This window comes from Paenibacillus sp. FSL R10-2771 (genome assembly GCF_038000205.1).
GTDB lineage: Bacteria > Bacillota > Bacilli > Paenibacillales > Paenibacillaceae > Paenibacillus_AQ > Paenibacillus_AQ phytohabitans.
Genome location: NZ_JBBOBM010000001.1, coordinates 7,971,526 through 7,997,497, shown reverse-complemented (window position 1 = coordinate 7,997,497; position 25,972 = coordinate 7,971,526). Strand labels below are relative to the sequence as shown.

Sequence of the window (25,972 nt, the reverse complement as noted above, 5' to 3'; positions counted from 1 at the left end):
ATTACTTAAAATTCCGAAAATCTTATGGCTTTGATGCTACGGCTACCTCACGCTTTTTGCCTGTCGTTTTCTTATATTTGATTTTTGTGGCTTCTCCCCCCCGAAGATGACGGATTGATTTGTGATATTCGAGAATGTGCTTCACCTGATCGGCCAGATCCGGATTGATTTCCGGCAGCCGTTCGGTTAAATCTTTATGCACCGTGCTTTTTGAAACGCCAAATTCCTTGGCTATGGTCCGGACCGTGTGCCTGGTTTCCACGATGCAGCGTCCGATTTTGATCGTACGTTCCTTGATGTAATCGTGCACGCTCCCGCCTCCCAACTGTGGATAGTTTGGTACATTATATGAGGGGCGGGCCTATATATTCGCGCTTTCAAGACATGACAAGCTCCGGAAGGCCCATTTTATTTCTCGGACAACCTATTTATGAGCCGTTTGCAGTTCCATTCTCCAGATAGAACCGGTCCCGCCGTCCATTTCGGGTAGAAAAATAAAAAAACAGGAGGCTTTCGCCCCCTGCGGAAATTTCGGCTCAGCGCTGTGGAAGCAGATCCGAAGGATTCACAATCTTGCCGTCCTCGTGCACTTCAAAGTGCACATGGTTGCCGAGACCTTTCTCCAATTCGTTCTGTCCCGCTGTTGCCAGCGTATCGCCCTGCTTCACTTCATCACCCTGCTTGACTTTGGTATCGCTAAGACTCTGGTAAACTGTCTTCAGATCACCCGGAGATGTAACCTCGATCACTTTACCGAGTACTGCCACATCTTCGACTCTGGTGACTTCACCGCTGAGGGCTGCCTTTACGTCAAACGTCTTGTTGTCTTCGCGGGCAATATCGATCCCGGTGTTGGTAATAAAGGTGTTATTGTACTGCACCATCGCCGCCACATGATTTTCTTCTGTGCCGTTTTCATCATAGTACGGTTTGACCACTTCGACTTCACTTGGGCTCGCTACCGGCCAAGCCAGGCTTTCTGCTGAAGCTACGACTTCCAGGGCTTCCGGATCACCGGTCAGGGCTCCGGTTTCATTCCCGGCAACACCTTCCTGTGAAACGACCGCGGCGGTGTCCGGATTCAGCGGCTTCTGGCCGGCATCCTGATAGACCCACACCAAGGTTAGTATAATTGCCGCTGCTGCCGTGTAGACTGCCGGGAATACCCACCGTTTGGATAACAGTCTGGTCCATGAAGAAGGCTTAGCGCCTGAATCTCCCTGCTTGTTTTTGAGAGATTCATCATGGTTTGGTTTGTTTTTGTCTTGTTCATTCATATGGTTATCACCTCAGTAACCAGTGTTACCGGGCGCTTCGCTTTTATACGTATCTTGCAAGTTATTTTTTCAGAAGAGTTGAGATTCCCGTAAAAGAGACCCCGCTGTAATAGTGTTTGAGAATCTGCGTGGCTGTACTTCCCTGCTTCGCCATACCGTTCGCCCCCCATTGGCTCATGCCGACGCCATGGCCGTTTCCATAGGTTGTGATCAGCACCTTCCCGTCCTTCCGCTTCCAGGTGAACTGGCTCGAACGAAGTCCCAGCTTCTCTCTTACCTCCCGGCCTGTGAACACAGTACCTCCGATAGAGATCTTCTTGATCCGGTGTCCTGCAGTCAGCGAGATCACTTCTGCGGGCAGTCCGGCCGAAGATGAAGAGACTTGCAAGGCCTTGCCTGAGGCAGCCAGATTCGCCGCAGCGGGAAGCTCCCTGGCAGTAAGCCCGAGCTTGCTGCGGAGCTCCGAATTGCTGAAGGTGTAGGTGACCGCGAGGTTCGGGGTAATCTCCCGCTCCCAGGGGCTGGCTACACTGCGCAAATAGGGAACCTCAGCATTCCAGTAATCCTCGGAGTTCTCCGTATATCCTCCGCTGGAGGCAAAAAAGGAGGCCGTAATCGGCTGCCCTTTATAGGTCATGATGATCCCGCGCGTCTCCAGGACCGCGCGGCGGAGCTTCGCCAGTCCGGCGCGCTTGCTGCCGGACGCAAAGTCCCGTTCCAGCACGGCTTGCGAGATGTAAGCCTGATGGCTTACCGTATCGCTCACATCCGCCTCAGGAACGGGTACCCCGCTGTGGTCGCCGGCCAGCAGGCGGCGGGCAATGAATGTGCGGGCGGCAACGGCCTGGGCCTTGAGCGCTTCGAGCTCAAAGTCCGCCGGCATCTCCGCCGCCAGCACGCCGCTGACGTAGTCCTCCAGCGGCAGGGTCTCGATTTGTCCGCTCTGCGACAAATAGACGGAGACCTCCGGCTGCGGCGCTTCCGCAGCAGCCGTTCCCGGCGGTGCCGGCGCGGCCGTGGCCTGCGGCACGGCTGGAGGTGCTGGCTGTTGTCCGCCTCCGCGCAGCGGGACAACAGCCAGCGGCAGCAGCAGCGCCGCCAGCAGCGGCGCTGCGAGCCAGGCGGCGGGGGCCAGCCGCCTGATCCGGGGCGCCCCGCCCCGCGCCCGCGCTACGCTGCGCGGGCGCTTCAGGATGCGCCGCAGCAATCTTAACTCTTTCATCTCTATGGCTCCTTCCATAAGCACCGGTGATTCTTATAGATATGAATTTCCGGCACCTGCTAGAACGTGATTCTGAGAGAAAGAGAGTTGCCCGGAGGCGCAGCAAAATAACCCCACAAAGTGGGGCTTTAGCATCGATGATGGTAAAGGTACTTTGCGGGGACCCCAAACATATAAATTCCAGTCTATCAAAAAAGGGACCAGCCGCTTATTCGCGGGCTGGTCCCTTCAGGTTAAAAATTGCTATTATACCCAGGACGGCTGAATCTGAAAGCGCGGTTTGACCTCATCGCTCTTGAAGGATTCACTTCTTGCCGGTTCCGGCTTAAGTACTTCTTCCTTCACAGCTGCAGTTGCAGCCGCTGATTCTTCCATGGAAATACGCCATATGTCCGCACCAAGACCCGACAGCTTCTCGGCCAGATGCACATAACCACGGTCAATATGATGCGTTCCGCTAACCTCTGTAGTGCCTTCAGCCACCAGGCCCGCCAAAATAAGCGCAGCGCCTGCACGCAGATCCGTAGCACACACCTTGGCACCGACAAGACGGGCATTACCGGTAACGATGGCGGAACGGCCTTCAATCTTAATCTCAGCATTCATGTTATGGAATTCATCCACATGCATGAACCGGTTCTCAAAAACAGTCTCTGTAACTACAGAGGTACCTTCGGAACGCAGCAATAACGCCATCATCTGCGACTGCATATCGGTAGGGAACCCAGGGTAAGGCAACGTCTTGAGATCCACAGCCTTCAGCGGCTTGTCGCTGATAACGCGGACACCGTTCTCGTCTGGAATAACCGTAACGCCCATCTCTTCCATCTTGGCAATAACCGGGCCCAGATGATCAGCAATGGCGCCTTCCACATATACATCGCCGCCCGTAATTGCTGCAGCTGCCATATAGGTTCCAGCCTCAATACGGTCCGGAATGACATGATGTCTTACCCCATGCATACGTTCAACACCTTCGATCCGGATCACTCCGGTGCCTGCACCGCGCACAATACCGCCCATGCCGTTCAGGTAATTCGCAAGATCAACAATCTCCGGCTCTTTCGCGGCATTCTCGATTACAGTAATGCCTTCGGCAAGTGCCGCAGCCATCATTATATTTTCGGTTGCACCTACGCTGGCCACATCCAGATAAATCTTGGCTCCGCGCAGCCTTCCGTTACTTTTCGCATCAATGTAGCCCTGGCCCAGACTGATCTCTGCACCCAGTGCTTCAAACCCCTTCAAATGCTGGTCAATCGGCCGAGTCCCGATGGCACAACCGCCAGGCAAGGAAATACGTGTATGCCCCATACGGGACAAGAGTGGACCCATTACCAGGAAAGAAGCCCGCATTTTGCGCACCCATTCATAAGGCGCTTCGCAGGAAGTAATATTTCTGGCATCAACCTCAATGATATCGTTCTGGTATGTAATACCTGCACCCAGAGATTCCAGCACTTTGCTAATCGTGATTACATCGTCTAGCGGAGGTGCGTCCACAATGACGCTAACTCCTTCTTCTGCCAATAGAGAGGCGGCTATGATCGGTAGTACGGAATTTTTTGCGCCGCTAACTTTCACGCTCCCGGTCAATCTGTTGCCACCGCGGACGATAAATTTGCTCATTTCGGTTTCCCTCCGCGTCCATTATTTCTGAAATTAATTTGAGTTTGAAATTCGTCAGTTAAAATATTGAATATTCCGTCACTGCGCCTAATGTGCAGACGCATTCCTTAAACTTCAGTGTTGACATAATAAAACCTTATTATTCGACACTTTTTTCACTGCATTGGCCTATGACAGATATAACCAAACCAACCGTCATTAAAACATCCGGGCGATAAGTCCGCTCCAGCCCAGATAATCCAGCAGAAATCCGGCCACGAAATGGCCGAGGACAATGGCCAGCAGCAAATGCAGCAACCTGCCCTGAGGACTCTTGGGATATCTTATGACCAGATCGAGCTTTAGGTTCTGAAGTGCCCACCAGGATAACGCGACACAGACTAGAGAAACTACCATCGAAATTAAACTGCTGCTGCCGATCGCACTTGACAATTCAGCGGATAAGCTTGTGTTCATCATTAGCCCCCCGTGTAAGGTTACTCGGAAATCGACTCTTATATCATACTTGCGCAGGGGAAAAGAATCCAGTACTTTTACGAATTTTTAAACAATTGGCGTATTATCTGCCTAAGTGTTTACGATATGTTCATACTCTGCTAGATTCGGGTAAGCAAAAAAGCAGTCAAGCCCTAGGCTTGACCGCTTCTCTGCTACTGTTGTCCTTTTCCGGTCGAAACTTTGATCCGCGTTACAGCGCGCTGCAAGGCCAGCTCAGCACGGCGGTGATCAATTTCATCTTGCTTGCTTTGCAGCTTAAGACGGCGCTCAGCCCGTTCCTTAGCCGCTTCAGCGCGCTCCACATCAATATCTTTGGGCAGCTCAGCACTTTCAGCCAGCACCGTTACCTTATCTTTGTGCACTTCAACGAAACCGCCATGAACGGCGATAGACACCGTTACGCCGTCTGCTTTGACGCTAAGCGGAGCAACCTGAAGCGGAGTTACCAGCGGAATATGTCCCGGCAAAATGCCTAGTGCACCATTCACGCCACGTACCGTCAAGCTATTCACTTGCTTGGAGTAGACCAGATGCTCCGGAGTGACAATTTCGAGCAAAAAGGTATTCACTTCCATTCCTCCTCAAAGCTTTACAGAATAAAGCTCACTACCCGGCTCATGCCGAGATTACAACGTTTTGGCTTTTTCCACTGCTTCTTCAATCGTACCTACGAACAGGAACGCTACTTCCGGAAGATCATCGTGCTTGCCTTCCAGGATTTCTTTGAAGCTGCGTACTGTTTCTTTGATCGGCACGTATTTGCCTTTGAAGCCTGTGAACTGTTCTGCTACATGGAAAGGCTGGGACAGGAAGCGCTCAACCTTACGGGCGCGGGACACAATGACCTTATCCTCTTCACTCAGCTCATCCATACCCAGGATTGCAATGATATCCTGAAGCTCAGTATAACGCTGCAACAGCTGCTTAACGCCTTGTGCCACGTTATAATGCTCTTCTCCGACGATTTCAGGTGCCAGCATACGCGAGCTTGAAGCCAGAGGGTCAACCGCAGGGAAAATCCCTTTTTCGGAGATTTTACGCTCCAGGTTGGTAGTCGCATCCAAGTGGGCAAACGCAGTAGCCGGTGCAGGGTCTGTATAGTCATCCGCAGGCACGTAGATCGCCTGGATTGAAGTAACAGAACCTTTCTTAGTGGACGTAATACGTTCCTGCAGCTGACCCATTTCTGTAGCCAGTGTAGGCTGGTAACCTACCGCAGAAGGCATACGGCCGAGAAGGGCCGATACTTCGGAACCCGCTTGGGTGAAGCGGAATATGTTATCGATAAAGAGCAGCGTATCGCGGCCTTCAACATCACGGAAATATTCCGCCATGGTCAGACCGGTCAGAGCTACGCGCAGACGCGCGCCCGGCGGCTCATTCATTTGTCCGAATACCATCGCCGTTTTCTTGATAACGCCGGAATCCGTCATTTCATGATACAGGTCATTACCTTCACGGGTACGCTCGCCAACACCTGCGAATACGGAGATACCGCCGTGTTCCTGTGCGATGTTGTTGATCAGTTCCTGGATGGTTACAGTTTTACCTACGCCGGCACCGCCGAACAGGCCGATCTTACCGCCCTTGGCGTAAGGGGCAAGCAAGTCGATAACCTTAATGCCGGTTTCCAGAACTTCTGCCTGAGTGGACAATTCATCGAATGTAGGAGCCAGACGGTGAATCGGGTTTCTTGCAGCCACCACTTCAGCGCCGTTATCGATTGGATTACCAAGCACGTTAAATACGCGGCCGAGTGTTGCTTCACCAACAGGAACCGAGATCGGTCCTCCCTGGTCAATGGCATCAATACCGCGTACCAGTCCATCTGTGGAAGACATGGCGATACAACGCACCAGGTTATCTCCAAGATGATTGGAAACTTCAAGAGTCAGATCCATGTTACGGCCATCGCTCAGAGTCCCAACAATTTTGATAGCGTTGAATATCTCGGGCAGCTGGCCGCGTTCAAATTCAATATCGACAACCGGACCCATAATGCTCACAACGCGTCCTTTGTTCATCTTCATTTCCCTCCTCGAAAGCTGTTACATATGTAGAAACGGTCCATTACCCTTTACAGGCATCATCCGTTTCTGCGGATAAATACAAGGCAGGGCCAAGCCCGGAGGCATGGACCCACTCATATTAAGACTGCGCGTTCGCACCAGCCACGATCTCGGTAATTTCCTGCGTAATTGCCGCCTGACGGGCGCGGTTGTACGTAAGTCTTAGTTCTCCGATCATTTTTGACGCGTTCTTCGTTGCACTGCCCATAGCTGTCATCTTAGCTCCCAGCTCACTGGCCTTGCCGTTCAGAAGAGCACCGTAGATTAAAGTTTCGGCGTATTTAGGAAGCAGAACTTCCAGCACGCCTTCAGGAGAAGGTTCGTATTCATAGGCAGCTGTCGCTCCGTGATGCTCGCCTTTTCCTACACCATCCATAGGCAGAAGTCTGTCTACAGTCGGAACCTGGCTGATCGCATTGATAAACTGGTTGTAGCAAATGTACAGCTCATCGTAGACGCCTGTCTCAAACTGGTTTACCGCCGAATAAGCAATCGACTTGATGTCAGCAAACTTCGGGGTATCGGACAGCTCGGTGATTTCCTCTACAATGGGGTACTCACGGCGGCGCAAAAAGTCACGGCCCTTGCGGCCGATAACAAACAGTGCATACTCATCCTTGGACTTATGCCGCTCTGCGATCAGCATCGTTACTTTACGCAGAATGTTGGCATTGTAGCCACCTGCAAGACCTCTATCCGAGGTGATGATCAAATACCCTGTTTTTTTGACAGGCCGGCTGACCAGCATCGGATGCTGAACATCCTGCGTACCGGCAGCAATACTCGAGACCACCTCTTTAAGCTTCTCTGAGTAAGGACGCGCAGCTTCCGCTTTCTCCTGCGCTTTGCGCAGCTTGGAGGCGGCGACCATTTCCATCGCTTTGGTGATCTGTCTGGTGTTCTGAACGCTCTTAATTTGACGTTTAATATCGCGCATGCTTCTTGCCATGATTTCACCACCTCTGAGCTTTGGCGTAGCCAAAGCTAACATCGTAAGCATAAGCTGAGCTTTGGCACAGCCAAAGCTGACTTCGTAAGCGTAACTGAGCAAACTCTATATATTAGCTTGTAGCAAAGCCTCTTTTGAATTTCTCGATCGTTTCTTTGAGTGCTGCCTCGTTGTCTGCTGTCAGATCCTTGGTATCCGTAATGGATTGAAGGATTTCAGTTGCACTGCTGTCGATATACGCCAGGAATTCCTTCTCGAAACGCTTCACGTCTTTGACAGGAATATCATCCAGATGTCCTTTGACAGCGGTGTACAGACTGAGCACTTGGTGCTCAACATTAAGCGGCTGGTTTACGCCTTGTTTCAGAATCTCCATCATACGCGCACCGCGGTTCAAACGGGCTTGCGTAGATTTATCCAGATCGGAACCGAACTGGGAGAAGGCCTGAAGCTCACGGTATTGAGCCAAATCCAGACGAAGGGAACCGGCAACCTTCTTCATTGCTTTGATCTGCGCGGAACCCCCTACACGGGATACGGAGATACCGACGTTAATCGCCGGACGCTGACCGGAGTTGAACAGATCGGATTCAAGGAAGATTTGACCATCGGTAATCGAGATTACGTTCGTAGGAATGTAAGCCGATACGTCAGAAGCCTGTGTTTCGATGAAAGGAAGGGCGGTTAATGAACCTCCACCAAGCGCATCGCTGAGCTTAGCCGCACGTTCCAGCAGACGGGAGTGCAAGTAGAATACGTCACCCGGGAATGCTTCACGGCCCGGTGGACGGCGGAGCAGCAAGGACAATTCGCGGTAAGCCGAAGCCTGCTTCGAAAGGTCATCATAAATAACAAGAACATGCTCGCCTTTATACATGAAGTATTCGCCCATTGCGCAGCCTGCGTATGGAGCAATATAGAGCAGCGGAGAAGGCTCGGAAGCCGACGCGGTTACAACGATAGTATATTCCAGCGCGCCGTGACGGCGGAGGGTTTCTACTACCTGTGCTACTGTAGATTGTTTTTGACCAATCGCAACATAGATACACTTCATGCCGTTGCCTTTTTGGTTGATGATCGCATCAATGGCGATCGCAGTCTTACCGGTTTGACGGTCACCAATGATCAGTTCGCGTTGTCCGCGGCCGATTGGTACCATGGCATCGATCGCTTTCAGACCTGTCTGCATCGGTTCATGAACCGATTTACGGTCGATAACGCCCGGTGCATTATGTTCTACAGGACGGAATTCAGTCGTTGCAATTGGACCTTTGCCGTCAAGCGGCTGCCCCAGTGCATTCACTACACGGCCCAGCATGGCTTCCCCAACCGGAACCTGCATAATTTGTCCTGTACGTTTGACTTGATCGCCTTCACGAATGGCTGTGTATTCACCCAGGATAACAACACCGACGTTGCTTTCTTCCAGGTTAAGCGCCATGCCTACTACACCGTTGGAGAACTCCAGCAGTTCCCCTGCCATTGCGTTTTCCAGACCGTAGACACGGGCGATACCGTCTCCGACTTGAATGACGGTGCCAATTTCGGCCACTTCGATATCGGCTTTATATTGCTCAATTTGATTTTTGATCAAAGTGCTGATCTCTTCAGGTCTGATGCCCAATATCCTCACCCCTATCTTCTTTGCTTATCATTAAAGGATTTCTCAAGACGCTCCAGCTTGCCGGATAGACTGCCGTCATACAGCGTATCGCCGATGATGACCTTCAGTCCGCCTAGCAGGCTCTTATCCACCACATTGGTAACACGAATCTTGCGGTTTGTAAGCTGGCTGAACTCTGCCGCTACACTATCCTGTTCCTCTTGATTCAGAGAATAGGCGGAGTAGACAGTAGCATCGCCGATGCCAAGGGCGTCCCCTTCTATCTTGACGTACGTGGCCAGCAGTTCTGCGAAAATATCGGTTCTGCCCCGCTCTACCAGCAGTTCTACCATGTTCATTACCGCTTCCGAGACTTTACCTTTAAGCGCTCCGCGCAGCACATTCAGCTTGTCGGATTGCGAGATGCGCGGTGCCAGAATAAACTGTTTCACCTCTGCATCATAATGAAGCACTTCGACTACTAACCTAAGCTGGGCTTCCACTTCAAGTGTAATGCCTTCATCCACTGCTGCACTGTACAAGGCTTTGGCATAGCGTTTGGCAACTACCGTATCGCGGCTCATGGTCGGCCTCCTACCTCTTTGAGGTATTGATCAACGAGTTGTTCCTGTTCGCCGTCAGCCTTAACTTCTTTTTCAAGCAGCTTGGATGCAATGCGGACCGATGCTGTACCCAGCTCGCTGCGCAAAGCTTCCACAGCCTTGTTCTTCTCGCTCTCAATATCACGGACTGCTTCGTCCTTAAGGCGGGTAGCTTCAGCTTTAGCCTGATCCAGAAGCTTGTCAACCTGATTGTTGCTTGTAACCTGGGACTGCTGAATGATAGCCTGCGCCTCTTGGCGTGCCTGCTGCAGAGCCTGCTTCTGTTCTTCTACGTAAGCGACCGCCTGTTCTCTGGTCTTGGCTGCTTCATCCATTTGCTGCAGCACCATTTCGCGGCGCTTCTCCATAATTCCGAACAGCTTGCTGAATGCAAATTTGCTGAGCAGGAAATACAGGATCCCAAAGGCGATAATGGAAAACAATATATTTGTCCAAACGATAGTCACTGAGGTCACTCCTTTCCGTTACCGCGGCATGCGGACATATACAAAAGTAAGGCGCGGATGGCACTTGCCCTCCCCGCCAAACCGTAAAAACGGTTTATTAAGTAAACATGATCAGGAATGCGATAACTGTAGCGGCCAAAGGAATAACTTCCACGATACCTACACCGATAAACATTGTTGTCTGCAGTGCGTTACGTGCTTCCGGTTGACGAGCGATGGACTCAACTGTTTTGCTGACGATCATACCGTTACCAAGACCTGCACCGAGTGCGCCTAAACCAACCGCGATTGCTGCTGCCAAAAATTCCATTTGTAAATATCCTCCTTTAATTTCGGTTCTTTTTGTAATGACTTAATGATATAAAAATCTCCCGCGAAGAGTATTCCGGCGGCTGCCGCTATCCTCACGGCAGTTCATTAATGTGCTTCTTCCTCGTGGATCGTCATCTGCGCGATGTACACCATCGTCAGAATCGTAAAGATAAACGCCTGAAGCGCACCAACAAAGATACTGAAGCCCTGCCAGACAGCCAGGAACGGGATACTGAATATCCCCAGCTTCAGAATTACGGTGATCAGAACCTCGCCGGCAAAAATATTAGCAAATAGACGAATGGCAAGCGCCACCGGCTTCGCCAGGTTCTCAATGATGTTAAGCGGCAAGAAGATCGGGAACGGCTCAATATAGTGTTTGAAATAATGTTTGCCATTCAGCTTGATTCCCAAATAGTTCATTAGTACAAACACGACAATCGCCAGCCCGGCGGTTACATTGATATCTGCAGTCGGCGATTTATACCACAGAATCTCTACATGCTCGCCATGTGTCAGATTTTTGGTTGCTTCGATAACATGTCCAAAAATGTGAACCGGACCTTCGGCTTCTGTAATGAAGGAAAACGGCAGACCAAGGAGATTGGAGACGAAGATAAACAGTATCAGCGTCAATCCCAGTGATATGTAAGGCTTCCCTTTCTTCAAATCCATGGCGCTGCTGATCAGTCCCTGTACAAATTCAACGACCCACTCCATGAAATTCTGGAGTCGTGACGGATTATCAACAGACAGGTTGCGGACGGACAGCATGACCAGAGCGAACACGATCACCGAACTGATCACCAGCATCAGTACCGCTGACAAGTCAATCGGTATTCCGCCAACATAGATTAAAGGCATTTCGTGCATAGTATCATCCCCCTTTCTCTTTAATATGGCTACAGCTTATTCTTGATTCCTAAATATATCCCCACGGGAATAGATAGAAGCTGGGGGATGAACAGGCCGGCAATCGTTGCCTCCAGCGAGAAATGCTCGATTTTGACCGAAAACATGGTGACCAGAATAGCGAAACTGATTCTTGTAGCGAAACCAAGGCTGAAAGAACTTTTCTGTTTATCCGCAACCGCCTGTGTCACCCTTCTTACTTTGAGGGCAAGATAACGAAAGTTAACGAGTCCTGCCAGCAAGCCCAGCGACATGCCCAGAGTAACTGCACGGGTCTCATGATGAAGAGCCCATCCCATTAACAAGCCTGCCATAATGATTACTGTCACCCTGGTAACGGTATTGATTACGGGAGTCATATTATCCATTTTGCTCCCCCAGAAATTTTTTGATTAGCAAAGCAACATTCACAACCCCGAGAACCATCCCGGCAATTGTTCCGATGGCCAGCCAAAGCTTAGGTCCGTCCATCAGGTTCTGCAGCCACCTTGCCACAAAAAAACCTATAACAATGTAAGCGGCAAGCAAGCTGCCTGCACCCCCGAGAACCAAAGCAATACGTCCCAGGCCGGCCTCGTTCTTTTGTTCCTTCATAGGCTACAATCCCAACTAATTTTACTGAATATCCAGACTCTTTGTCAATTCACCGAAAATTGCTCAAAAGTGCTTGAAAACATGAAAATAATCACAGCAAAACATACCAAAACCATATAAACCGTACAGTTTCACTGTATGCTGCTTTTATTTACTTTAGTATATTAGTTGTCGTGCCATCATTTATTATTTGTGAACATTCTGTGAAACTCTTCCGGACGTTCTTTAACAGCTCCGAAATGGTGCAAAATCGCATTGACAATTCTCTCGGAGGCTTTGCCGTCTCCATACGGGTTGGCGGCCCGGCTCATGGACTGATACAGATTCTGATCGGTCAATAGAGCATGTGTCCGTTGATACACCTTCTCCTCGTCCGTCCCCACAAGCTCCAATGTTCCGGCCTCGATCCCTTCCGGGCGCTCGGTTGTATCACGCAGCACAAGCACGGGAACTCCAAAGGAGGGAGCTTCCTCCTGCAGGCCGCCGGAATCGGTCAATATCAGGTGGGTATGCGGATAAAAATTATGCAGGTCAACGACATCCAGCGGATCAATCAGCTTAATTCTAGGGTGTCCGCCGAGGATCTCATGCGCCGGTTCCTTCACTGCAGGACTCGGGTGCACAGGATACACAATGGCTACATCTTCAAATTCATCAGCGATTCTTTTGACAGCACGGAAAATATGACGGTGCGGTTCGCCTTGGGATTCTCTGCGGTGCGCCGTCATCAAAATAAGTCTTTTTCCTGAAGCAAAATCCAGTACAGGATGCCGGTAGTCCGGCTGTACGGTATATTGAAACACATCAGTTACAGTGTTGCCTGTGATATAAATACTTGATTCTTTTTTGTTCTCGTGTCTCAGGTTGCCGGCTGACCAATCGGTCGGGGCAAAGTGCAGATCGGCAAGCACGCCGGTCAGCTGACGGTTCATTTCCTCCGGATAAGGCGAAAGCTTGTTCCATGTCCGAAGACCTGCTTCCACATGCCCAACCTGAATTTGCTGCAGGAAAGAAGCATAGCTGGCCAGGAAAGTGGTAAGCGTATCCCCGTGTACAAGCACCAGGTCAGGTTTGACCTCGCGAAGCACTGGCTCTAGTCCTTCAAGCACCCGGATAGTAATCTCATTAAGGGTCTGCCGGTCCTTCATTACGTCCAAATCATAATCCGGCGTAATTTTGAATACCTCCAGCACCTGATCAAGCAGTTCACGGTGCTGGGCAGTTACACAGACAATGGATTCAATCTGCTCAGGGTGTCTGTTCAGTTCCAGAACCAGAGGCGCCATCTTGATCGCCTCAGGGCGCACTCCGAAAATCGTCATTACTTTAATTTTGGACATAACCCCTACCCTCTCTTCTGAAGACTACAGAAATTGTATTTGTTCTATTAATACCTCGAGGGTATTATTACTTGGTTCCATACAGTCTGTCGCCGGCATCTCCGAGGCCTGGGACAATATAACCATGCTCATTCAGATGATCATCAAGTGCGGCTACATAGATGTCCACATCCGGATGTGCAGCCTGCACCGCAGCGACGCCTTCAGGAGCAGCAATCAGGTTCATCATCTTGATCTGGGTGCATCCGCGGTTCTTAAGGGAGGTGATGGCCGCAATGGCTGAGCCGCCTGTAGCCAGCATCGGATCAATAACGATCAGTTCACGTTCCTGCACGTCTGTAGGAAGCTTAATGTAATATTCAACCGGCTGCAGCGTTTCCGGATCACGGAAAAGCCCTACATGTCCTACTTTAGCCGCTGGAAGCAGCTTCAGGACACCCTCCAGCATGCCAAGACCGGCGCGCAGAATCGGAATCAGTCCCAGCATTCTACCCGAGATCACTTTGCTCTGCGTTTCAGCCACCGGCGTCTGCACCGTAATGGTCTCAAGCGGGATATCACGTGTAATCTCATAGGCCATAAGTGTTGCTACTTCATCGACATGCTCTCTGAATTCTTTCGTGTTGGTCCGCACATCGCGAATAAATGTTAGTTTGTGCTGAATCAATGGATGATCGCAAATCACCAATTTTCCCATTTTGTCCCTCCGGTAATTGTAAGTCTTATTTATAGCCAGAGTAAGCGCTTTGCTTCCCGCGTGGCTAAATCTTGTCTATTATATCATCACCAAGGCCGCTTTTCACCTACAGAAGGGGAAAACCGTCTGCAAAGGCAGTCTCCGCAAATTTCATAGCTGCACGGAAAGTTTAGGAAATTCCCCCAAGCCTCTGGATATAAAACAAAACTTAGTTTGTGCCATTAGGCACTTTTAATACTATTCACATTTCTTTCACTACTTTTATTGAAAATTCCATGAACTTTCATGATTATTACATGATAATTCATACCATTTTCTTACTATAATTTGTGAACATTATGCAACAGAAACCGGCCACAAAACATTTGAAATCTCACCTATCAAAAAAACCTTTGCGGAATCCGGTGGAACCGGACCCGCAAAGGCAGAATAAGCAGCTTAATATTAATACTGCAATTCGGGATAGATCGGATACTTTTCAGTAAGCTCGGCCACCTCACGTGCAGCCTGGGTCAAATTAGCATCATCCTTCGGATTCTTCAGCACATTCGCAATAATCCGGCCGATCGTTACCATAGCCGGCTCGTCCATACCGCGTGATGTAACAGCAGGTGTACCGATCCGGATACCGCTTGTTACAAACGGGCTGGTAGGATCGAACGGAATCGCATTCTTGTTGACTGTAATTCCGATGGAATCAAGCACCTTCTCCGCATCCTTGCCGGTAATGCTCAGATTACGGGTATCCAGCAGCATCAGGTGGTTATCCGTACCGCCGGAAACAATATTAACGCCTTCGCCGATCAGCGTATCTGCCAGAACCTTGGCATTCTTCACTACATTCTCGGCATAGGTCTTGAACGATGGCTGCAGCGCCTCACCGAAGGAAACAGCTTTGGACGCAATGACATGCATGAGCGGTCCGCCTTGGGAACCCGGGAAGACCGCTTTATCAATAGCAGCAGCCCATGGCTGTCTGCACAGAATCATCCCTCCGCGTGGACCGCGCAAGGTTTTGTGCGTAGTTGTTGTAACGAAATGGGCATGAGGAACCGGACTCGGATGAACACCGGCTGCAACCAATCCGGCAATGTGGGCCATATCGACCATAAACAAGGCACCCACATCATTTGCAATGGAACCGAGTGCGGCAAAATCAATGGTCCGCGGATACGCGCTTGCTCCGGCTACGATCATTTTGGGGCGGTGTTTGAAGGCTGCTTTACGCACTTCGTCATAATCAATCAGGAAAGTATCCTCCTGTACGCCATAAGCCACAAAGTTATACAGGATACCGGAAGCATTAACCGGGCTGCCGTGGGTCAAATGGCCGCCATGCGCCAGATTCATACCCAGTACGGTATCGCCAGGATTAAGCGCGGCAAGGTAAACGGCCATATTGGCCTGTGCACCGGAATGCGGCTGCACATTGACATGCTCGGCACCAAACAGCTGCTTGGCACGGTCACGGGCCAGGTTCTCCACGATATCCACATCTTCACAGCCGCCATAATAACGTTTGCCGGGATAACCTTCGGCGTATTTGTTCGTAAGCACGGAGCCCATGGCTTCCATTACGGCTTCACTTACAATATTCTCTGAAGCAATGAGTTCAATGTTTGCACGCTGACGGCTCAGTTCCAAGCCCATCGCTTCCAGTACTGCCGGGTCACTCTTACGTAGTTGTTCCATGTTTCTTATTTCCTCCCTGTTACTCTAATTTATGTGGTGTTAAGACGAAACCAGTTATATACGCTGCTCTCAGTCACAATTCGCGGAGCCGCTTGTCTCCGGCGTGCGGTACACTGCCCGTTCGCCGCCGATCAGCGGCGGTCTGCTCCATGCTGCGTTCACCCGGGCTGCCCCGATATAGCGCAGGCTAGGCCGGAAAGGTACGGCTACGCGGCGGAGGTGCATGCCAATTAGCGTCTCCCCGATATCAATACCGGCGTGGGCCTCTATAGTCTCGGCCAGCACCGGATCTGTCATAGAGCGGTAAGCGGCCGCAGCCATGGAACCTCCGGCTCCCGGAACCGGCACAGCCGAAACCTCCCTAAGCCCCAGTGATTCCAGCAAAGAACGTTCCATCACCAGCGAACGGTTCAGATGCTCGCAGCATTGGTACACGGGATGAAAGCCAAATTCAGCAGCGACCTGCGTAATCCCCTGCAGCAGCAGCTGTGCAACCTCAAGCGCACCTCCGGTGCCGATCCGCACACCCGCCACTTCACTGGTGCTGGCCCCGACGACGAGAATTTTACCCGGACCGAGCTTACCCGCTTCCGCCAGTTCGCGGACTACCGCCGCAGCTGCGGCGTCCAGGGTCAGCTCTGCACTGTCCGCTTGTTGCCCGGCTGCTGAAGGCGCACCGGACGCGTGCTCTCCCCATAGATCCTGCTTCCGGACTTCGTCCATCTTACCGCCCCCTTCAAGCGTTGATAATGCCACAATTCCCACTACAGATACGACATTTAAACAAAAAAGAGCAGTCCGCAGATTTAGCTGCGGATGTGCTCTTTTGCCCAGGCGACCGGCCGTTTATTCCAGGTGCTCCATCGTGGTTTGATCCACACTTGTCGCCAGTTACACCGGAACCGGATAATATTTATTTCATCTTAAGGGATAGACGGCGAAAAATCAACCACCTTCACAACCGCCGTAAGGATTCCAGCTTATCCAGTAAACTGTACAACGCAGTCCGGATCTCAGCAGCCGTCAGCTCATAATCTTCACGGGAGCCGCCGAACGGATCACTGATATCGAAGCTCGGAATCCGTTGCCGGATCTCAATAATCCGTTGCATATCAGCGGCGCTCGGCTCTCCGCCCAGCGAAATGCTGAGTTCGGCATCTGCATACAGGCTATCCAGTTCACGGATATCGGCGTTCACAGACTCTTGCGTATGCACATATTCCTTAAGAGTATAAGTCTTGTTAACTGCGTCAGGGAAATATTGCAGCAAATGCCGCTTATGTCCTCCGGTCAGGGTAAGCACCAGATCAGCCCAAGAGACAGCCTCTCCGGTCAGTTGCGAGGATACTATACGATCTTCAATGCCTTCATCCTGCAGGATTCCGGCAGCATGCCTGGATATGGAAGTACCTGAAATGGCGGAAACTCCGGCAGACCGCACCTCCACATCGATCCCCCGCTCTCCCGCCAGCTTCCGCAGAAGACCTTCAGCCATAGGGCTGCGGCAGGTATTTCCTGTGCAGACGAATAAAATATGCAGCATACTTTCCACCTCCGGTAAAAATATAATTTCGGATAATCCACAACTTCCGAATGAACTGAACAATGAAATGTTCTATTTATTTGTATTTCCGTTATTGTATCAGAAGATGAACAGCAAGCCAAACGCCAGAAGTATAGCTCCGCCCAGTGCTTCACCGTAATCCCCGAGCCCGCGGCTTACTCTCCTGCCCAGCAGCAGTCCGGTAATAGACATCATGCCGCCGCAGACACCGAAGGCCAGCACTGTAATAACTATGCTATTCACAAACATTCCCAGTGAAACCCCGACCGAAAAGGAATCTACACTTACACTGAGCGAGATCAGCAGCATGCCCCATACCGTCCGGTGATCCACCGCCCGGCTCCCGCCGTCACCCTTGCGGAATGAATTCAGAATCATATGTCCGCCCAGCAGTACAAGCAGCCCCCCGGCGGCATAGGTGGTCACCTGACCCAGCAGATGGCCGACATAGCTGCCTGTGAACAAGCCGAGCAGCGGCATAAGCACATGAAAAAAAGCAATGAGCAGACTGAGCTGCAGCACATGCAGCAGACGGATACCCTTCATCCCGATCCCTACACCGAGCGAGAACGCATCCATTCCAAGCGCAACTGCCATAATGGCAACTGTTACGAGCTGGCCCCAGCCCTCATATATTCCGCCTATGCCCATGAATATACCCCCAAAGTCCGTAAGTTCTTGTACAACAACGATATGCGGACAAGATGGTATTCATGACTATGAGGCGGATAGCAGAGCCGGGAAGAGGCTGTTAACCGGCGTCGATCACCGCTTCACCGGCGGCTTTCATCAGCCGGTTCATTATGGCAGCGCCGAGGCCCGTGACCGGGCAGGCCTCGGCCAGAATATAGGTCGCTCCCGCTTCATCGAAGCGCCGCAAGGCGGCATACAGGGAGCGGGCCGCTTCCTCCGGCGAGGCTAACGAGCCGAGAGAAACAACGCAGGCGGCCGGGTCGGCGGGATACAGGGCCCTATGCTCCTCGAAGAGGAGCAGGCCCGTGATCCCGCCCTCCCGCTGCGCCGCCTGCAGCAGGCTTGCGGCGGTCTCCGCCACGCGCTGCGGGGAGGAGCCGCGTACGATGCCAAGCGCGCCGCGCGGGGCATAGTGCGTGTACTTCATGCCCGGCGCGCGCGGCGCCGGGCTGCCGTCTCCGGCGGCTTGCACAGCAGCGCCGCCCGTCCCGCCGCCGCTTACTTGCGGCGGCGTAGCCGGGGACTGGCCGCCGGAATGTCCGGCGGCAGCGTCCGCCAGGTCCGGTGCCGGGGCTGGGGCCACAGCCCCGGCACCCGCCACCGCCGCGAGCTGCTCGGCGGTGATGCCCCCGGGACGGAGCACCGCTACCGTCCCGTCCGGCTGCACCTGCACCACGGTCGACTCCAGGCCGACCCCGGCCGCGCCGCCGTCCAGAACCCCGCCGATATATCCGGCGAGGTCTTCCATCACATGGGCGGCCAGCGTAGGACTCGGCCGCCCGGAGCGGTTGGCGCTGGGCGCGGCAACCGGGCATTCCGCGGCGCGCAGCAGGGCCAGCGCCACCGGATGGTCGGGCATGCGCACGCCGACCGTATCCAGCCCCGCTGTAACCAGCGGCGAGAGGACGCCGGGGCGGACCGGCAGCACCAGCGTCAAGGGGCCGGGCCAGAAGGCATCCATCAGCGCCGAGGCGACCGGAGCCACTTCTATGACCAGGCCCTCCAGCTCTTCCCGCCGGGCTATATGCACGATCAGCGGGTTGTCGGAGGGGCGGCCTTTGGCCGCGAATACCGCTTCAACTGCCGGGGTATTCCGGGCATCCGCCCCCAATCCGTAGACCGTTTCGGTCGGAAAAGCAACGGTGCCCCCGCTCCGCAGCATAGCTGCCGCAGCAGCGATTGCCTCCCTGTCACTCTCTGCTGATGGAACAGAAAGCATGTTCTGCCCCGCAGCAGGTCCGGGTCCGGTAATCCCGGACGTCAAACTCCAATAAAGAGTTGCATCTATATTGCCGCTCCGGCGCTGAACCGCAAACGAAGAATCCTTAGGCTCTGTCATTTCATCACAAGCTTTCCTCTGTAATCACTTCACACTTCAATACTGCATCGTCCGGAAAAAGCCAAAAACGGCTCCACCAGGTGGAGCCGCAGCCACTTCCGCTCAAGTTCTGCATTTATCGTACCATATCCGGCAGGAAAACTGTAGATTTCGTAAACCGCCATTCCGCAAATTCCCGGAAGCTTAGGCGAACAATCCGCAGATCCAGCTCCACAAATTCTGCAGCAGCTCCCATACGAAGAACTTCACCTTCGGCGCTTCTGCATCAGCGTCCGCACCACCGTCCCCGCCGGCCGAAGCGGCGACACCGGAAGCAGTCTTATCAACCCCGCCATCCGCAGTTTTCACCTTGGCACCGTCTCCGGAAGCCTTAGCGGAGATTGCCGAAGCCTTCTTGGCTGCAGCGGGTTCCGCAGCTGCCGCATCACCGGAGCCGGCATCAATGAAGCAGAGCGGCGGAAACAGCACACACCACCAGTTCTGACCTTTGCCAGCGCCAAGCGTGACCCGCAGCGCTTCATATTCCCCGGCAGGATAGACCCGGCCGCCATACATTTTCGTCGGAAAAGGTACGGTGCCCAGTTCGACTTTATAGCTATAATCACTCCCCCGCCGCGCAAGCTCGCCGCCCACCAGGTCATTCAGCTCCGGAAGATGACTCTGAATCAGCGCCCGCGCCTGCTCCAGACTCTGGGGATCCTCCAGTCCGGCCACCCACTGGTTAATCTGTTCCACCACCTGGTCGCGGATCTGGCGTTTGACCAGCTGATCTCCCGCACCATCCGAATTCGCCAGAATACGCAGACGGATCGACTCCTGCGGAATAGATACCTCCGCTACGGCAGCATCGCTTTTTTGCCCTTCCCAGGCCATCATCAATATCATAAAAAAACAAATTAAAATGGCAGTATACTTGAATGTAATCCGCAGAGAATCCCTTTTATCCAGCTGATCGTTATTCATCTTGCGCAGCCCCTCTCCCTCTGAAACTCTTATGTTCCCAGTATGTCCGGGAATGAGAGACTGCAAACCTAGTAATCTATGATTTTGAGAATAAAGTAGTCTCATCCTTCAGCTTGGGCAGCGGAAGCGGCAGATCATCCTCCACATCCTGCCCGTAGAGCCGCACACTCATGGCAATCCCCATACAGGCCATGTTAATCAGAATCGAGGTCCCCCCATAGCTGATAAACGGAAGCGTAATCCCCGTCAACGGCATCAGCCCGGTCATTGCCCCGATATTCTCCAGAATCTGATACAGCAGCATAGCTACGATCCCGACAATCAGGAGCGGGCCGCCGCGGTCCCTGCATTCCAGGGCAATCACAATTAATCTGTGGATCAGGATAAAAAAGAGCATCAGCAGCGCCGCTGCACCCAGAAAGCCGAATTCTTCGCCGATCTGCACAAAAATCGATTCAGAATACAGATAAGGCACCCGGTCACTTTGCACCGTGCCGCCCTGCAGATAACCTTCGCCGCTGAGTCCGCCCGAGGCAATCGCCGTCTTGGCATTCTTGGTCTGATAGCTCGCATCGCTGCTTGCCAGATCCGGTACCAGCCAGGGGTCAAAGCGCCTGACGAAGTGATCCCGGCCCAGCGTCTGCTCTATGAAGCTTACCGTCTGCTCATGATAGTGGACATAGCACAGAATGAAGCCCAGCACCGATCCCGCCAGAATAACCATCCCGATCAGCGCATGTGAGAAATTAATATTTCCGATCCACAAAAGCCCAAGCAGAATCACGATATAGCTGAGCGCATTGCCCAGATCATTCTGGATGATGACCAGCGCGAACGGCGCCAGGGCGATTAGGCTAAGCGGCACCACGTCACGCCAGAAGCGCAGCGGATTTCTTTGTTTGCGGACAAGTACAGTGGTCAGAAAAAGAATCAGGATCAGCTTAAACAGTTCCGCCGGCTGGAGGCTTAATTCACCGATGCCGATCCAGCCCTGGGCGCCATTTTTCACCTTGCCGAAAAAGCTGACCAGCAGCAGAATACCGATCCCAAGGATGTAAATATAGAGTCCATACCGGACCAGAAGGCGGTAATCAAACAGGGTAAGCAGAAAAAAAGCAACAAAACCCAGCACATAATACTGAATCATCCGTATGTGTGTGCCATCCAGGTCAACTCTCCCGTGAGTCACGCTGTATATCGAGAAAATACTGACACACATCAGCAAGAGCAAAATCAATACGATGGAGCCGTCAATCCGTCTGATTCTCTGTAACATCGGAATACTCCTTAACCTACGCGGATTATGGACCGGCCTCCTGCAGTATACCCAGGGAACCGAATCCACTAATTTCCATTGTAAGACAAGTGGGGGCGTAAATACAATTTATGTGATCGTTGCCAGCCGGGAATAGCACCAGCCTTAAACTAATGAGGTGACAACCATTCTGCTAAATCGCTTGCCAAGGGCTTGGAGTGATCCAATTTCCGCAATTACAGGATATGCGGTAGCTTAATTGCACTTTGTACAACTAAAACATCTGACTTTCAACCAATTATCCGTTTAGTTGTATTTTGTACACCTAATTCCTTTATATAGCTGGGTTCTCAGCAATTCGGGCAGATTTAGTTGTACAGATTACAGTTATACGGTGCGACCATACCCTTTTCACTGTTTTTAATTGTACATTATACAACTATCACTGAATTTCCCCTTGGACCTGAACATGTCCATCGCTGCATGGTTGAGAATCAACTCACTTCTTTGGTTCTGATGCTGTCTAGCGTAGAACGAAACAAAATACCGGAACCCTTCCATTTCGAAGAGCTCCGGCATGCGGATTACCTCTGATTGAATCAGAGATATTATAGTATACAGTTAACCTTGCTTGACCGGAGAAGAATAGATTGTAGGACTCGGCAAATCTTCCTCTACCTCTTGACCATGCAGGCGTACGCTCATTACCAGACCGATACTGGCCATGTTGATCAGGAGTGAGGTCCCCCCGAAGCTGATGAACGGCAGCGTAATCCCGGTCAGCGGCATCAGGCCGATGAAGGCACCGATATTCTCAAAAATCTGATACAGCATCATCGCGACAATGCCGACAATCAGGAACGGCCCTCCCCTGTCCTTGCACTCCAATGCAATCAGAATCATCCGGTGAATCAGGATAAAGTAGAGCAGCAGCACCAGCGCCGATCCGACAAAACCAAACTCCTCGGCAATCTGCACAAAAATCGAATCAGAATACGTATACGGCACGCGATCTGTCTGTACCGAGCTGCCCTCCATATAGCCTTCGCCGCTCATACCGCCGGAGGCTATGGCCATTTTGGCGTTTTTGGTATGATAGCTTGCCTTGGCCGTCGCTTCTTCTGGCACCAGCCATGGATCAAAGCGCTCTACCCAGTGGGAACGGCCGATATCTGTCAGGAAATCCTTAATTTCATCGTGGTAATGAATGTAGCTCATGATTCCGGCAGCGGCGCTTCCGCCAATAATTAACAGCCCGATCAGCGCATGCGTGAACTTGATATTGCCGATCCAGAGGAGGCCTACCAGAATTACGATATAGGAGAGCGCATTCCCGAGGTCATTTTGGCTAAGCACGATCAAAAACGGCAGCAGGCTCATTAGGCCGAGCGGCACGACATCGCGCCAGAACAGCAGCTTATTCTTATTCTTGCGGACCAGCACCGCAGCCAGGAACAGGATCAGAATCAGCTTGAACAGCTCGGCAGGCTGGAGACTGAAGCTTCCGAATTTAAGCCAGCCCTGCGCGCCGTTCTGTTCTGTACCGATAAAGCTGACCAGCACCAGAACCCCAATCCCTGTAACGTAAACATATAGCGCATATTTAACAAGCAGACGATAATCCACGAAGGTCAGCCCAATGAAGGCGATAAAGCCCAGGATATAAAATTTGATCATTTTGATATGCGATCCGTCCAGCTTGTCGCGCCCGTGGGTAACGCTGTATATGGAGAAAATGCTGACTACCATCAGCAGCACAAGAATGACCAGGATGACGCCGTCTATCTTCTTAATCTTCTGAAGCATATTCTGTCTCCTTACTCAGTACTGGTTCCTCTTGTCACCTGGCCGCAGCCGTATACAGAGGTCCCGTCATTTCTATTGTAAAGGAAGGGGCAGCATAAATACAATTTCACCGTTTGGCGGTTTCTGCCTACTGGCAGCCGCATCCAGGACGGGGACGCTAGCGGGCGATCCCCAGCACATGCCGGGGAATTCCGGCGAGATCCTCGATCGTGATGATCTCGTTCCAGTGGCCGGCCGCCCCCAGCAGCTCAGCTACCTGCCCGGCCTGTCCCTGGCCGAGCTCGAAGCCGACCAGGCGCGGCGGAGCCGGGAGCAGCGGCAGCTGCTCCATCATGCGGCGGTAGGGATCAAGCCCGTCCCCGCCGCCGTCCAGAGCCGTGCGCGGCTCATGGTCGCGCACCTCGCGCTGCAGCCCGGCGATGTCGCCGCCGGGAATGTACGGCGGGTTGGAGACGAGAATATCCGTCTCCATCCCCGCGAACGGCTCGAGCAGATCGCCGAGCCGCAGGTCAACGGACGTGCCGAGCCGCTGCGCATTGCGCCCGGCCACGGCCAGCGCGCCGGGCGAGATGTCGCCAGCGCAGACCCGCCACGCCGGCGCTTCCGCCGCCAGCGTGACGGAGATGGCTCCGCTGCCGGCGCCGATGTCGACGGCGGTCAGCGGACGCACGGCGCGCGGGCGCGCCGCCTCACTGCCCGCGGCTCTCTCCCCCGCGGGCCCATCGGCTTCTTGCGCGGCTTCGCCCCGCGCAGGCCCCGGCGCCTTACCGCCCGCGGCTCTTCCCCCCGCGGGCCCATCGGCTTCTTGCGCGGCTTCGCTCCGCACCGCAACCGTCCCGTCCGGCCACAGCTCCGCGCCGTAGCGCAGAATCGCCTCGACGAGCAGCTCCGTTTCCGGACGCGGAATCAGCACATCGGGCGTAACCTCGAAGGCTCGGCCGTAGAATTCCTGCTCGCCTATGATGTACTGCACCGGTTCACCCGCCGCCCGGCGGGTGACCAGTGTTTCCCATTGCGCCTTGAGCGCTGGCGGGAATGGATCAGCCAGCGCCATATAATATGCCGCTCCGGACAAGCCCAGCACATGCTCCAGCAGCAGCTGGCTGCTGCGCTGCGGCTCATTGCATCCGTGCCCGGCCAAAAAAGAAGAAGCCTCCGCAAAGGCTTCCCGGATGCTTTGCAATTCCGACATGACGTAAGAGTCGTGTTTCAAAGCATTATTCTCCTTTTTCCATCAATTCCGCTTGTTCCGCAATAGACAGTGCCGAGATGATCTCGGTGATATCTCCGTTCATGACCTGCTCCAGACGGTGCAGGGTAAGGCCGATCCGGTGATCCGTTACACGGCTCTGCGGGAAGTTGTAGGTACGGATACGCTCACTGCGGTCCCCGGTTCCTACTTTGCTCTTCCGTTCTCCGGAGTACTTGGCTTCTTCTTCCTGACGCTTCAGATCCGAGATACGGGCACGCAGCACCTGCAGCGCCTTCTCCTTATTGGAGTTCTGGGACTTGCCGTCCTGACAGGTAGCTACGATACCGGTAGGTACATGGGTTACACGCACCGCAGACTTGGTCGTATTAACGGATTGTCCGCCCGCGCCGCTGGAACAGAAGGTGTCGACACGGATGTCCTTATCATGAATTTCAATTTCGAATTCTTCCGCTTCCGGCATAACCGCAACGGTAGAAGTTGAAGTATGAATTCGTCCGCCGGATTCGGTTGTAGGAATACGCTGCACACGATGCGCACCGCTTTCGAACTTCATTTTGCTGTAAGCGCCGCGGCCGTTGATCAGGAAGATAACTTCCTTGAATCCGCCGAGATCGTTCGTGTTCACATCCATCAGCTCTACGCGCCAGCCCTGGGTATCGGCATAACGGGTATACATCCGGTACAGGTCAGAGGCAAACAATGCTGCTTCGTCCCCGCCGGCTGCGCCGCGGATTTCCACGATTACATTTTTATCATCATTAGGGTCTTTGGGGAGCAGGAGCAGACGGATCTTCTCCTCCAGAACCACCTGTCGCGAGGACAGGTCGTCGATCTCCATCTTGACCATTTCCTTCATTTCATCATCAAGCTTCTCAGCCTGCATCATCTTGGCGGCTTCGAGCTCTTCCATTACATTTTTATATTCGCTATACGCCTCAAAGGCGGGCTGCAAGTCGGATTGTTCTTTGGAATAGTCCCTCAGTTTCTTACTGTCGTTTGCAACATCCGGGTCACAAAGCAGTTCACTGAGTTTCTCATAGCGGTCCGCCAGGGATTGCAATCGGTCCAACAAGGGAATTCACCTCTCCTGATTCAAATTCTTCGGTTATACATACTTAACATTGTCGATACAACATAAATAGATATACGACTTTATATTATACCACCACTCCAGCCAATTGGCTACAGTACAAAGCGCGGAATCAGGAAATCTTTTGAATCCTGAGCTGCGCCACCTTATGATGTAAAAGCTGCAGCCAAGTTATGCATCAGGCGC

27 protein-coding genes and 1 riboswitch are annotated in these 25,972 nt (G+C 52.7%); all 27 genes read right to left on the bottom strand.

The window, feature by feature from the left end; genetic code table 11:
* Positions 1 to 22: 22 nt before the first annotated feature.
* A complete protein-coding gene (gene spoIIID, locus NSU14_RS34760; protein WP_019915029.1) occupies positions 23 to 310 on the bottom strand; it encodes a sporulation transcriptional regulator SpoIIID in 288 nt (95 codons plus the stop codon).
* Between the two features lie 226 nt (positions 311 to 536).
* A complete protein-coding gene (locus NSU14_RS34755) occupies positions 537 to 1,277 on the bottom strand; it encodes a M23 family metallopeptidase (protein WP_042140245.1) in 741 nt (246 codons plus the stop codon).
* A 61-nt stretch (positions 1,278 to 1,338) separates the two neighbouring features.
* On the bottom strand, positions 1,339 to 2,499 hold the full coding sequence (spoIID, locus tag NSU14_RS34750; RefSeq protein ID WP_340948771.1) for a stage II sporulation protein D: 1,161 nt from the start codon (positions 2,497 to 2,499) through the stop codon (positions 1,339 to 1,341).
* A 246-nt stretch (positions 2,500 to 2,745) separates the two neighbouring features.
* Positions 2,746 to 4,128, bottom strand: a complete 1,383-nt coding sequence (murA, locus tag NSU14_RS34745; RefSeq protein WP_042140247.1) for a UDP-N-acetylglucosamine 1-carboxyvinyltransferase — start codon at positions 4,126 to 4,128, stop codon at positions 2,746 to 2,748.
* A gap of 198 nt (positions 4,129 to 4,326) precedes the next feature.
* A complete protein-coding gene (locus tag NSU14_RS34740; protein ID WP_039309319.1) occupies positions 4,327 to 4,584 on the bottom strand; it encodes a DUF1146 family protein in 258 nt (85 codons plus the stop codon).
* A 194-nt stretch (positions 4,585 to 4,778) separates the two neighbouring features.
* Positions 4,779 to 5,195, bottom strand: coding sequence for a F0F1 ATP synthase subunit epsilon (locus NSU14_RS34735; protein WP_039309326.1), 417 nt, complete (start codon positions 5,193 to 5,195; stop codon positions 4,779 to 4,781).
* 57 nt (positions 5,196 to 5,252) lie between these two features.
* The gene (gene atpD / locus NSU14_RS34730) at positions 5,253 to 6,650 is read right to left on the bottom strand and encodes a F0F1 ATP synthase subunit beta (protein ID WP_039309318.1); all 1,398 of its coding nucleotides are present in this window, start codon (positions 6,648 to 6,650) and stop codon (positions 5,253 to 5,255) included.
* A 124-nt stretch (positions 6,651 to 6,774) separates the two neighbouring features.
* Positions 6,775 to 7,644 (bottom strand): ATP synthase F1 subunit gamma, encoded by an 870-nt coding sequence (gene atpG / locus NSU14_RS34725; RefSeq protein WP_039309316.1) that lies wholly within the window; start codon positions 7,642 to 7,644, stop codon positions 6,775 to 6,777.
* 112 nt (positions 7,645 to 7,756) lie between these two features.
* Positions 7,757 to 9,268, bottom strand: coding sequence for a F0F1 ATP synthase subunit alpha (atpA, locus tag NSU14_RS34720; protein ID WP_042140249.1), 1,512 nt, complete (start codon positions 9,266 to 9,268; stop codon positions 7,757 to 7,759).
* An 11-nt stretch (positions 9,269 to 9,279) separates the two neighbouring features.
* Positions 9,280 to 9,831 (bottom strand): F0F1 ATP synthase subunit delta, encoded by a 552-nt coding sequence (locus NSU14_RS34715; protein ID WP_042140251.1) that lies wholly within the window; start codon positions 9,829 to 9,831, stop codon positions 9,280 to 9,282.
* A complete protein-coding gene (gene atpF, locus NSU14_RS34710) occupies positions 9,828 to 10,316 on the bottom strand; it encodes a F0F1 ATP synthase subunit B (RefSeq protein ID WP_039309309.1) in 489 nt (162 codons plus the stop codon). The genes NSU14_RS34715 and atpF overlap by 4 nt, the downstream gene beginning before the upstream one ends.
* A gap of 97 nt (positions 10,317 to 10,413) precedes the next feature.
* The gene (atpE, locus tag NSU14_RS34705; RefSeq protein WP_036699216.1) at positions 10,414 to 10,626 is read right to left on the bottom strand and encodes a F0F1 ATP synthase subunit C; all 213 of its coding nucleotides are present in this window, start codon (positions 10,624 to 10,626) and stop codon (positions 10,414 to 10,416) included.
* Between the two features lie 107 nt (positions 10,627 to 10,733).
* A complete protein-coding gene (gene atpB / locus NSU14_RS34700) occupies positions 10,734 to 11,501 on the bottom strand; it encodes a F0F1 ATP synthase subunit A (protein ID WP_042140252.1) in 768 nt (255 codons plus the stop codon).
* A gap of 29 nt (positions 11,502 to 11,530) precedes the next feature.
* Positions 11,531 to 11,908 carry an ATP synthase subunit I gene (locus NSU14_RS34695; protein ID WP_042140253.1) on the bottom strand — a complete coding sequence of 126 codons (378 nt, stop codon included), beginning with the start codon at positions 11,906 to 11,908 and terminating at the stop codon, positions 11,531 to 11,533.
* Positions 11,901 to 12,134 (bottom strand): AtpZ/AtpI family protein, encoded by a 234-nt coding sequence (locus NSU14_RS34690; RefSeq protein WP_042140254.1) that lies wholly within the window; start codon positions 12,132 to 12,134, stop codon positions 11,901 to 11,903. Before NSU14_RS34690 ends, NSU14_RS34695 begins: the two co-directional genes overlap by 8 nt.
* A 179-nt stretch (positions 12,135 to 12,313) precedes the next feature.
* Complete coding sequence (gene wecB, locus NSU14_RS34685) at positions 12,314 to 13,474, bottom strand: non-hydrolyzing UDP-N-acetylglucosamine 2-epimerase (protein ID WP_039309304.1); 1,161 nt, start codon at positions 13,472 to 13,474, stop codon at positions 12,314 to 12,316.
* Positions 13,475 to 13,541: 67 nt separating this feature from the next.
* Positions 13,542 to 14,171 carry a uracil phosphoribosyltransferase gene (gene upp / locus NSU14_RS34680; protein ID WP_020426095.1) on the bottom strand — a complete coding sequence of 210 codons (630 nt, stop codon included), beginning with the start codon at positions 14,169 to 14,171 and terminating at the stop codon, positions 13,542 to 13,544.
* 444 nt (positions 14,172 to 14,615) lie between these two features.
* Entirely contained in the window at positions 14,616 to 15,863 is a 1,248-nt protein-coding gene (gene glyA / locus NSU14_RS34675; RefSeq protein WP_076246363.1) for a serine hydroxymethyltransferase, read from the bottom strand.
* A 69-nt stretch (positions 15,864 to 15,932) separates the two neighbouring features.
* Entirely contained in the window at positions 15,933 to 16,586 is a 654-nt protein-coding gene (locus NSU14_RS34670) for a TIGR01440 family protein (protein ID WP_340948764.1), read from the bottom strand.
* A gap of 98 nt (positions 16,587 to 16,684) precedes the next feature.
* A riboswitch (ZMP/ZTP riboswitch) is annotated at positions 16,685 to 16,768 on the bottom strand.
* Positions 16,769 to 16,818: 50 nt separating this feature from the next.
* Positions 16,819 to 17,406 carry a low molecular weight protein arginine phosphatase gene (locus NSU14_RS34665; protein WP_042140255.1) on the bottom strand — a complete coding sequence of 196 codons (588 nt, stop codon included), beginning with the start codon at positions 17,404 to 17,406 and terminating at the stop codon, positions 16,819 to 16,821.
* Between the two features lie 99 nt (positions 17,407 to 17,505).
* Positions 17,506 to 18,078 carry a manganese efflux pump MntP gene (locus tag NSU14_RS34660; protein WP_042140256.1) on the bottom strand — a complete coding sequence of 191 codons (573 nt, stop codon included), beginning with the start codon at positions 18,076 to 18,078 and terminating at the stop codon, positions 17,506 to 17,508.
* A 100-nt stretch (positions 18,079 to 18,178) separates the two neighbouring features.
* On the bottom strand, positions 18,179 to 19,339 hold the full coding sequence (locus NSU14_RS34655; protein ID WP_340948763.1) for an L-threonylcarbamoyladenylate synthase: 1,161 nt from the start codon (positions 19,337 to 19,339) through the stop codon (positions 18,179 to 18,181).
* Positions 19,340 to 19,642: 303 nt separating this feature from the next.
* A complete protein-coding gene (gene spoIIR / locus NSU14_RS34650) occupies positions 19,643 to 20,422 on the bottom strand; it encodes a stage II sporulation protein R (protein ID WP_340948762.1) in 780 nt (259 codons plus the stop codon).
* A gap of 76 nt (positions 20,423 to 20,498) precedes the next feature.
* Positions 20,499 to 21,698 (bottom strand): FtsW/RodA/SpoVE family cell cycle protein, encoded by a 1,200-nt coding sequence (locus NSU14_RS34645; protein WP_340948761.1) that lies wholly within the window; start codon positions 21,696 to 21,698, stop codon positions 20,499 to 20,501.
* A gap of 600 nt (positions 21,699 to 22,298) precedes the next feature.
* A complete protein-coding gene (locus NSU14_RS34640) occupies positions 22,299 to 23,483 on the bottom strand; it encodes an FtsW/RodA/SpoVE family cell cycle protein (protein WP_340948759.1) in 1,185 nt (394 codons plus the stop codon).
* 157 nt (positions 23,484 to 23,640) lie between these two features.
* Positions 23,641 to 24,696: a N5-glutamine methyltransferase family protein gene (locus NSU14_RS34635; protein WP_340948758.1), complete on the bottom strand. Its 1,056-nt coding sequence runs from the start codon at positions 24,694 to 24,696 to the stop codon at positions 23,641 to 23,643.
* Positions 24,697 to 24,700: 4 nt separating this feature from the next.
* Positions 24,701 to 25,768 (bottom strand): peptide chain release factor 1, encoded by a 1,068-nt coding sequence (gene prfA / locus NSU14_RS34630; RefSeq protein WP_039309100.1) that lies wholly within the window; start codon positions 25,766 to 25,768, stop codon positions 24,701 to 24,703.
* Between the last annotated feature and the right edge of the window lie 204 nt (positions 25,769 to 25,972).

What these genes read in the sequence shown, in the direction of transcription:
- upp (WP_020426095.1), bottom strand. Translation starts at nt 14,171, where the DNA reads ATGGGAAAATTGGTGATTTGCGATCATCCATTGATTCAGCACAAACTA.
- atpE (WP_036699216.1), bottom strand. Translation starts at nt 10,626, where the DNA reads ATGGAATTTTTGGCAGCAGCAATCGCGGTTGGTTTAGGCGCACTCGGT.
- NSU14_RS34755 (WP_042140245.1), bottom strand. Translation starts at nt 1,277, where the DNA reads ATGAATGAACAAGACAAAAACAAACCAAACCATGATGAATCTCTCAAA.
- atpB (WP_042140252.1), bottom strand. Translation starts at nt 11,501, where the DNA reads ATGCACGAAATGCCTTTAATCTATGTTGGCGGAATACCGATTGACTTG.
- spoIIR (WP_340948762.1), bottom strand. Translation starts at nt 20,422, where the DNA reads ATGAATAACGATCAGCTGGATAAAAGGGATTCTCTGCGGATTACATTC.
- NSU14_RS34645 (WP_340948761.1), bottom strand. Translation starts at nt 21,698, where the DNA reads ATGTTACAGAGAATCAGACGGATTGACGGCTCCATCGTATTGATTTTG.
- NSU14_RS34690 (WP_042140254.1), bottom strand. Translation starts at nt 12,134, where the DNA reads ATGAAGGAACAAAAGAACGAGGCCGGCCTGGGACGTATTGCTTTGGTT.
- wecB (WP_039309304.1), bottom strand. Translation starts at nt 13,474, where the DNA reads ATGTCCAAAATTAAAGTAATGACGATTTTCGGAGTGCGCCCTGAGGCG.
- NSU14_RS34670 (WP_340948764.1), bottom strand. Translation starts at nt 16,586, where the DNA reads ATGGACGAAGTCCGGAAGCAGGATCTATGGGGAGAGCACGCGTCCGGT.
- glyA (WP_076246363.1), bottom strand. Translation starts at nt 15,863, where the DNA reads ATGGAACAACTACGTAAGAGTGACCCGGCAGTACTGGAAGCGATGGGC.
- murA (WP_042140247.1), bottom strand. Translation starts at nt 4,128, where the DNA reads ATGAGCAAATTTATCGTCCGCGGTGGCAACAGATTGACCGGGAGCGTG.
- NSU14_RS34665 (WP_042140255.1), bottom strand. Translation starts at nt 17,406, where the DNA reads ATGCTGCATATTTTATTCGTCTGCACAGGAAATACCTGCCGCAGCCCT.
- spoIID (WP_340948771.1), bottom strand. Translation starts at nt 2,499, where the DNA reads ATGAAAGAGTTAAGATTGCTGCGGCGCATCCTGAAGCGCCCGCGCAGC.
- NSU14_RS34740 (WP_039309319.1), bottom strand. Translation starts at nt 4,584, where the DNA reads ATGAACACAAGCTTATCCGCTGAATTGTCAAGTGCGATCGGCAGCAGC.
- NSU14_RS34695 (WP_042140253.1), bottom strand. Translation starts at nt 11,908, where the DNA reads ATGGATAATATGACTCCCGTAATCAATACCGTTACCAGGGTGACAGTA.
- atpG (WP_039309316.1), bottom strand. Translation starts at nt 7,644, where the DNA reads ATGGCAAGAAGCATGCGCGATATTAAACGTCAAATTAAGAGCGTTCAG.
- NSU14_RS34660 (WP_042140256.1), bottom strand. Translation starts at nt 18,078, where the DNA reads ATGGGCATAGGCGGAATATATGAGGGCTGGGGCCAGCTCGTAACAGTT.
- NSU14_RS34655 (WP_340948763.1), bottom strand. Translation starts at nt 19,339, where the DNA reads ATGCTTTCTGTTCCATCAGCAGAGAGTGACAGGGAGGCAATCGCTGCT.
- atpD (WP_039309318.1), bottom strand. Translation starts at nt 6,650, where the DNA reads ATGAACAAAGGACGCGTTGTGAGCATTATGGGTCCGGTTGTCGATATT.
- NSU14_RS34715 (WP_042140251.1), bottom strand. Translation starts at nt 9,831, where the DNA reads ATGAGCCGCGATACGGTAGTTGCCAAACGCTATGCCAAAGCCTTGTAC.
- NSU14_RS34640 (WP_340948759.1), bottom strand. Translation starts at nt 23,483, where the DNA reads ATGCTTCAGAAGATTAAGAAGATAGACGGCGTCATCCTGGTCATTCTT.